The sequence below is a fragment of the Collinsella aerofaciens genome (genome assembly GCF_015557435.1).
Classification (GTDB): Bacteria; Actinomycetota; Coriobacteriia; order Coriobacteriales; family Coriobacteriaceae; genus Collinsella; species Collinsella aerofaciens_Z.
On sequence record NZ_JADNOH010000002.1, the window covers coordinates 1 to 6,031 of the forward strand.

Genomic DNA, 6,031 nt, shown 5'->3' on the forward strand with positions numbered 1-6,031 from the left:
AGGCATAGACCTTCTGGTCATGCCTTGCCTTTTGAATGACAAATTGTCGCTCTGGACGGCACGCAGCGTCGGCTGGTCCGCCGTTCGGTAGAACGGCGGAACTTAGACTGCCTGTGCCAGCTTCTCGGCTCGCTCGGCGGCGGCGAGCGCCTCGATGACGGTGCCGAGCTGGTCGCCCAGGAGGACGCCATTGTAGGTGGAGTTGAAACCGATGCGGTGATCGGTCACGCGGTCCTGGGGCTGGTTGTAGGTACGGATCTTCTCGGAACGGTTGCCGTGGCCGATCTGGCTCTGGCGCTCGGCACCGAGCTCTGCCTGCTGCTTCTCGAGCTCCATCTCGTACAGACGGGCGCGCAGCATCTGCATGCAGACTTCGCGGTTCTGGATCTGGGAGCGCTGTTCCTGCGACTGCACCACGGTGTTGGTGGGCAGGTGGGTGATGCGCACGGCGGAATAAGTGGTGTTAACGCACTGACCGCCAGGACCGGAGGCGCAGTAGGTGTCGATGCGCAGGTCGGACTGGTTGATCTGGACGTCGATCTCCTCGGCTTCGGGAAGTACGGCGACGGTCGCCGTGGAGGTCTGGATACGGCCCTGGGACTCGGTCTTGGGAACGCGCTGGACGCGGTGCACGCCGGACTCGAACTTCATGACGGAGTAGACGCGGTCGCCCTCGACCTTGAACTCGATGGACTTAAAGCCGCCGGCCTCGCTGGGGCTGGAGTCGAGCACGGTGGTCTTCCAGCCGCGCGACTCGCAGAAGCGCTGATACATCTTGTACAGATCGCCGGCAAAGATAGCCGCCTCGTCGCCACCGGCGGCGGAGCGAATCTCGACGATGGTGTTCTTGTCGTCGTTGGGGTCGCTCGGGATGAGCATGTACTTAATGTCTTCCTCGAGCTGGGGAAGCTTGGCCTCGTTTTCGGAGATGTCCATCTGGAGCATCTCCTTCTCATCGGCATCGGTAGTATCGTGGAGCATTTCCTTGGCAGCCTCGATGTCATCGAGCGCGCCGATGTACTCGCGCGAGGCGGCGATGAGGTCGGACTGGTGCGCGTACTCCTTGTTGAGACGCGTGAACTCCTTGATGTCGGAGGCAACGGCCGGGTCGGAAAGCTTCTTCTCGAGCTCCTCATAGGCCTTGATGATCTTTTCGAGCTTGTCGCGCATGGCGGGACTCCTTTATATGCGTGAAGGTGAAAATCGGCAGAATTGATGGGGCGCATGGCGCCACTGCGGGGGTAAGCCCAGCTAGAGCATGTCGATCTTCAGATACATGCGCATCCCTTCGCGTGTGGGGTACATAGTTGCGATCTAACCCATACATGATAGCGTGCGCAGGCAAACCTGCATATAACCCGCACGGAATGAGTGGACGTAGCCGTTGGGTACGTTCCTTAACGACTAGTCGTTTAAGAGCGTCCCCAACGGCTAACAAAGGGACTGTCGCTTTGTCAGATTCTAGAGCGTGTGGAGTAGGGCGATGAGGAAGCGTACGCCCTGGAGGTAGGCGCGGCGGGTGATGCGCTCGTTGGTGCCGTGGACGCCGCGGTCGCACTCGTCATCGTCGACCACAAACGCCGAAAAACGAATGCATTCGGAGCAAATGTGCTGGTAGTTGGCAGCGTCGGTCGCGCCGATCACGGTCGAGGGGACAATCGCCAACGGCTCGGATGATCCGTTTTCCTCCGTCCCCTTTGGATCGCGGAAATAGCGGGCGGCGATGGAGCGAACCGCCTCGAGGCCGGGACCACCGATGCGCGGGGACGGCGAGGGCTCGGAGCTGCCGGGGCCCAGCTCCACTTCGACACGACCGGCAAGGTCCGCCCCGGCAACCGCCTCACGGCAGCGCGCCACAACGTCGGCCACGCTCGTGCCCTCGAGCATGCGGAAGTTAATGTTGGCCCACATATCCTGCGGCATTACGTTGGCGCCGGCGCTGCCTCCCTCGATCTGCGTGGGCGCGCAGGTGGTCGTCACCAGCGGATAGAGCTTTTTGCTGGCGAGGCACTCGCGCACGATGGCATCCCCGTTGGCGGCAATCTCATCCGCCGTGGAGAGCCCCAGCTCGACAAGCTGCGCGGCAAGCAGATCGGTCACGCGCGTCGGCCACTCGATATCGCAGATTGCGGCGATGGCACGGCTGAGCACCTCGAGCGACGTGCCGCCGTAGGGGTTAGACGAATGCCCGCCCGCGCTCTTCGTCTTGAGCACAATATCGGCGTAGCCCTTCTCGGCAAGGTCGGCATGCATAAGCCAGCCCTCGCCCGCGCCGTACTCGGCAGCCGAAACGATACGGTAGTCACCCTCGTCGATCAGGTATTCAAGTTCAATACCGCGCTCCTCGAGCACGCGACCGATCGCCCCCGCGCCGTACTGCGTGGTTTCCTCGTCCTGGCCAAAAGCCAGCAGCAGGGTGCGCTCGTGCCCCCAGCCGTGCGCCAACGCATACTCAACCGCCTCGAGAATACCTGCGACCTGGTCTTTCATGTCGATAGCGCCGCGACCCCAAATGTAGGTGTCGTCCACCTGTCCGCTAAAGGGAGCATGCGTCCAGTCGGCCTCGGTGCCCGGCACCACGGGGACCACGTCCATGTGGCCCATGAGCATGACGGGTTTGAGGGCGGGGTCGGAACCGTCAAGCGTCACCAACAGCGAATGGTCGACAAGCTCGACCTCGCCCGCCGCGAACACGCGCGGCCAGGCCTGCTGCATATAGGCGCGCAGGTCGTCGAAGGGCTGCCAATCCACCGCCTCGGCATCCATGCTCGAAATGGTCGGAAACGACAGCACGCGGCCCAAGCGCTCGCACGCGCCGGCCTCGTCTATATCGGCAAAATCGTCCTCATGCGCAAAGAAGCGCCAAACCTCGGCCATGACATCCTTTCGATTGTGACGACAAAGGCCGCCCCACGGGAGCGGCCCTGCAACGTAAGCGTTTGCGGTCGGTTATTTGTCCTCGAGATAGCGAGAGAGGAACTCACGAGTGCGCTGGTGTTTGGGGTTGCCGAAGAGCTCGGCCGGCGCGGCATCCTCGAGCACCACGCCCTTGTCCATAAAGACCACGCGGTCGGACACGGTTCGGGCAAAGGCCATCTCATGCGTGACGACGACCATGGTCATGCCGTCGGCAGCGAGCTTGCGCATGACCTCGAGCACCTCGCCCACGATCTCGGGGTCGAGCGCTGAGGTCGGCTCGTCAAACAGCATGATCTGCGGATTCATGCACAGGGCACGAGCGATGGCCACGCGCTGCTTTTGACCACCGGACAGGCGACCCACGGCGGCGTGCGCGAACTTTTCGAGTCCCACGCTGGTCAGATGCTCCATCGCGACCTTCTCGGCCTCGACCTTGCTCATCTTTTTGAGCGTGACGGGCGCGAGCGTGCAGTTGTCGAGCACGTCCATGTTGTTGAACAGGTTGAAGCCCTGGAACACCATGCCGATGTCCTCGCGCAGTTTATTGATATTGCAGCGCTCGGCAGTAAGGTCCTGACCGTGGAACCAGATATGGCCGGCATCCGGAGTCTCGAGCAGGTTAAGGCAGCGCAGAAACGTCGACTTGCCCGAGCCCGAGGCGCCGATGATGGTGACGACCTCGCCGGGATTGACGGACAAGTCGATGCCCTTGAGCACCTCGAGTGAGCCAAAGCTCTTGCGCAGGCCCTCGACGCGGATAAGCGGCTCTTGGTTTTGCACGGCTGCCGCAGTGCCGGTAGTGGCGGTATCTGCCATGATGATTCTCCTCGTCTTAAGCCTAGTTAGAGCTGGGCAGCGTGGCCGGAGCCTCGGCGCCGAGCTTTTTGCCAAAGGCCTCGAGCAGGCGGCTCGCCACGAGCGTCAGGATCAGATAGACCACGAGCGCCACGCAGTAGACCTCCATCTGGCGGTAGTACACGCCGGCGACGGTGGTGGTGGCGTACATGAGGTCGAACACGCCGATGACCGAGAGCACCGACGAGTCCTTGATGTTGATGATGAGCTCGTTGGTGAGCGCCGGGATCGCGTTTTTAATACCCTGAGGGAACACGACCTTGCGCATAGCCTGCCACTGCGACAGGCCCAGCGAGCGCGCTGCCTCGGCCTGGCCGGGATCGATGGACTCGATGCCGCCGCGCAGGACCTCCATCATGTAGGCGGTGGAGTTGAGCGAGATGGTGACGAGGCCGGCGGTGAAGGTACTCCAGATCTGGTTGGCCTGGGCGGTCTCGAAGCCCATGCCGCGCAGAACGGTAAAGCCCGCGTAATAGATGAGCAGGCCCTGGACCATCATGGGCGTGCCGCGCACGACGGTGGAATAGACGGTCGCAAAGCCTCGGCCAATGCTCTTAAAGAAGCGCACCAGGTCGTTGTCGACGCGATCGAAGGTCTGGGTGCGCAAGAACACAAAGAGCAGCGCCAAGAAGAAGGCGATGACCGTGCCGAAGGTGGCAAGCGCGATGGTGATCTCGATACCGCGGATAAAGAAGTCGCCGCTCTTGTAGGTCATGTAGACCAAGCTCGACAGAAAGTCGCTGGGATTGGAGTCCGAGACAATGCTCACCTGCACCAGGTCGACAAACGACATGACGCAGCGGTCGATAAAGAAGATCGCCGCGATGGCAACCACGACATAGCTGCCCAGGCGCGCGCCGCGACGGCAACGCTCAGATGCAAACGGCGACGTTTCGCGATAGTCGTTCCAGTGTATGAGCTTGGTGACGAGCGCCGCCGCCGACACGACGAGCCAGGCCCAAAGGATTACCCAGAGGCAGTCTTGGAACACGCCCGTGGGCGCCAAGAAGCTCAGCGGCGTTGGGTTGCGCTGGCTAAACGCCAGACCGAGCGCCGCGATAGCGCTCGTGCCCAGGTACACATAACGGTGGTCGGCCTTGATAAAGGAGGCCAGACGATTGATGCCTTTCATGCTGCCTCCCTATGCCGGCTGACGGTCGAGGCACGCGTCCCACATTTGGTCGCGCTCCTCTTGGCTAATGCCCTTGAGTGTCTTGTCGATGAGCTTAAGCAGTTTGTCCGAGCCCTTGCGGCAACCGACATTTGCCGTGACCTCCTGCTTAAAGCCCTCGCCCTCGGCAAAGCGAATGGGCACGATGCCCGGGTTTTGGGCCATATAGCCCTTCTCGTTTTCGGTGTTGTAGGTCACAGCGTCACAAGTGCCCTGCAGCAGATTCGAGAACACCGTGGGGACCGAATCGACCGGGTTCTTGTGCACAACGCCCGGAATCTCGTCGATGACGGTATCGAGCATGGTGTCCTTTTGGCCGAGCACCGTGGCACCGCTGAAGTCGCCGAGCTTGGTGGCGTTTTGGTAGGGCGAGCCCTCTTTTACGAACAGGCCAAAGTAGCCAATGAAGTACGGGTCGGAAAAGCCGACGGACTCCTCGCGCTCGGGCGTGGCGCTCATGCCGGCGATGATGAGGTCAATCTGGCCGTTGTTGAGCGAGTCGATAAGGCCCGAGAAGCTCTGCTTGACGGCAACGGGCTCGCCGCCGAGAGCCTTGCAGACGATCTTGGCGATCTGCACGTCGTAGCCATCGGCATAGGCGCCCTGCACGTTGTCGATGGGGATCGTGAACTCGCTGGCCTCGGAAACCTGCCAGTTGTACGGGGCGTAGGCCGCCTCCATGCCGATGCGGATCTTATCCTTGCCGATAACGGAATCGGACAGGTCATCGCGACCGCCGCCCGTCGTGGGCTGAACTACTTCCAGCGTGGAGGGACGCTGGCAGCCGGCAAGTGCGCCGGCGACGACAGAAGCGCTCGCAGCGAGAGCGCTACCCAAAAAGATGCGACGGCTGCATACCGGCTGTGGATGCGCGTCGCGCTGTTGTCGAGATTGCATCTGGTGCCTTCCCAATTTCGTTTTGCTGACAATAAGACAGGATATACGCCCGCGACCAGCAGCGCGGCATGTGCGCGAAAAATTAATAGACACACGAGGACGATTGGCGCAAAGCAGCCTGCCCCATGTACCACTTGGCATGAAAAAGGCAAGGCATAGACCTTCTGGTCATGCCTTGCCTTTTGAATG

At 61.5% G+C, this 6,031-nt stretch carries 5 protein-coding genes; all 5 read right to left on the bottom strand.

Annotated features, from left to right (window positions below; translation table 11 throughout):
* Window positions 1-102: 102 nt before the first annotated feature.
* The 5 genes from prfA to I2G43_RS00230 all read right to left on the bottom strand — a co-directional run bounded on the left by prfA (window position 103) and on the right by I2G43_RS00230 (window position 5,842).
* On the bottom strand, window positions 103-1,170 hold the full coding sequence (gene prfA / locus I2G43_RS00210; RefSeq protein WP_055252487.1) for a peptide chain release factor 1: 1,068 nt from the start codon (window positions 1,168-1,170) through the stop codon (window positions 103-105).
* A gap of 291 nt (window positions 1,171-1,461) precedes the next feature.
* Entirely contained in the window at window positions 1,462-2,877 is a 1,416-nt protein-coding gene (locus I2G43_RS00215) for a M20/M25/M40 family metallo-hydrolase (RefSeq protein WP_195534631.1), read from the bottom strand.
* A 72-nt stretch (window positions 2,878-2,949) separates the two neighbouring features.
* The gene (locus I2G43_RS00220; RefSeq protein ID WP_195534632.1) at window positions 2,950-3,735 is read right to left on the bottom strand and encodes an amino acid ABC transporter ATP-binding protein; all 786 of its coding nucleotides are present in this window, start codon (window positions 3,733-3,735) and stop codon (window positions 2,950-2,952) included.
* A gap of 22 nt (window positions 3,736-3,757) precedes the next feature.
* Entirely contained in the window at window positions 3,758-4,906 is a 1,149-nt protein-coding gene (locus I2G43_RS00225; RefSeq protein WP_195534633.1) for an amino acid ABC transporter permease, read from the bottom strand.
* A gap of 9 nt (window positions 4,907-4,915) precedes the next feature.
* The gene (locus tag I2G43_RS00230) at window positions 4,916-5,842 is read right to left on the bottom strand and encodes a transporter substrate-binding domain-containing protein (RefSeq protein WP_195534634.1); all 927 of its coding nucleotides are present in this window, start codon (window positions 5,840-5,842) and stop codon (window positions 4,916-4,918) included.
* Window positions 5,843-6,031: the final 189 nt, after the last annotated feature.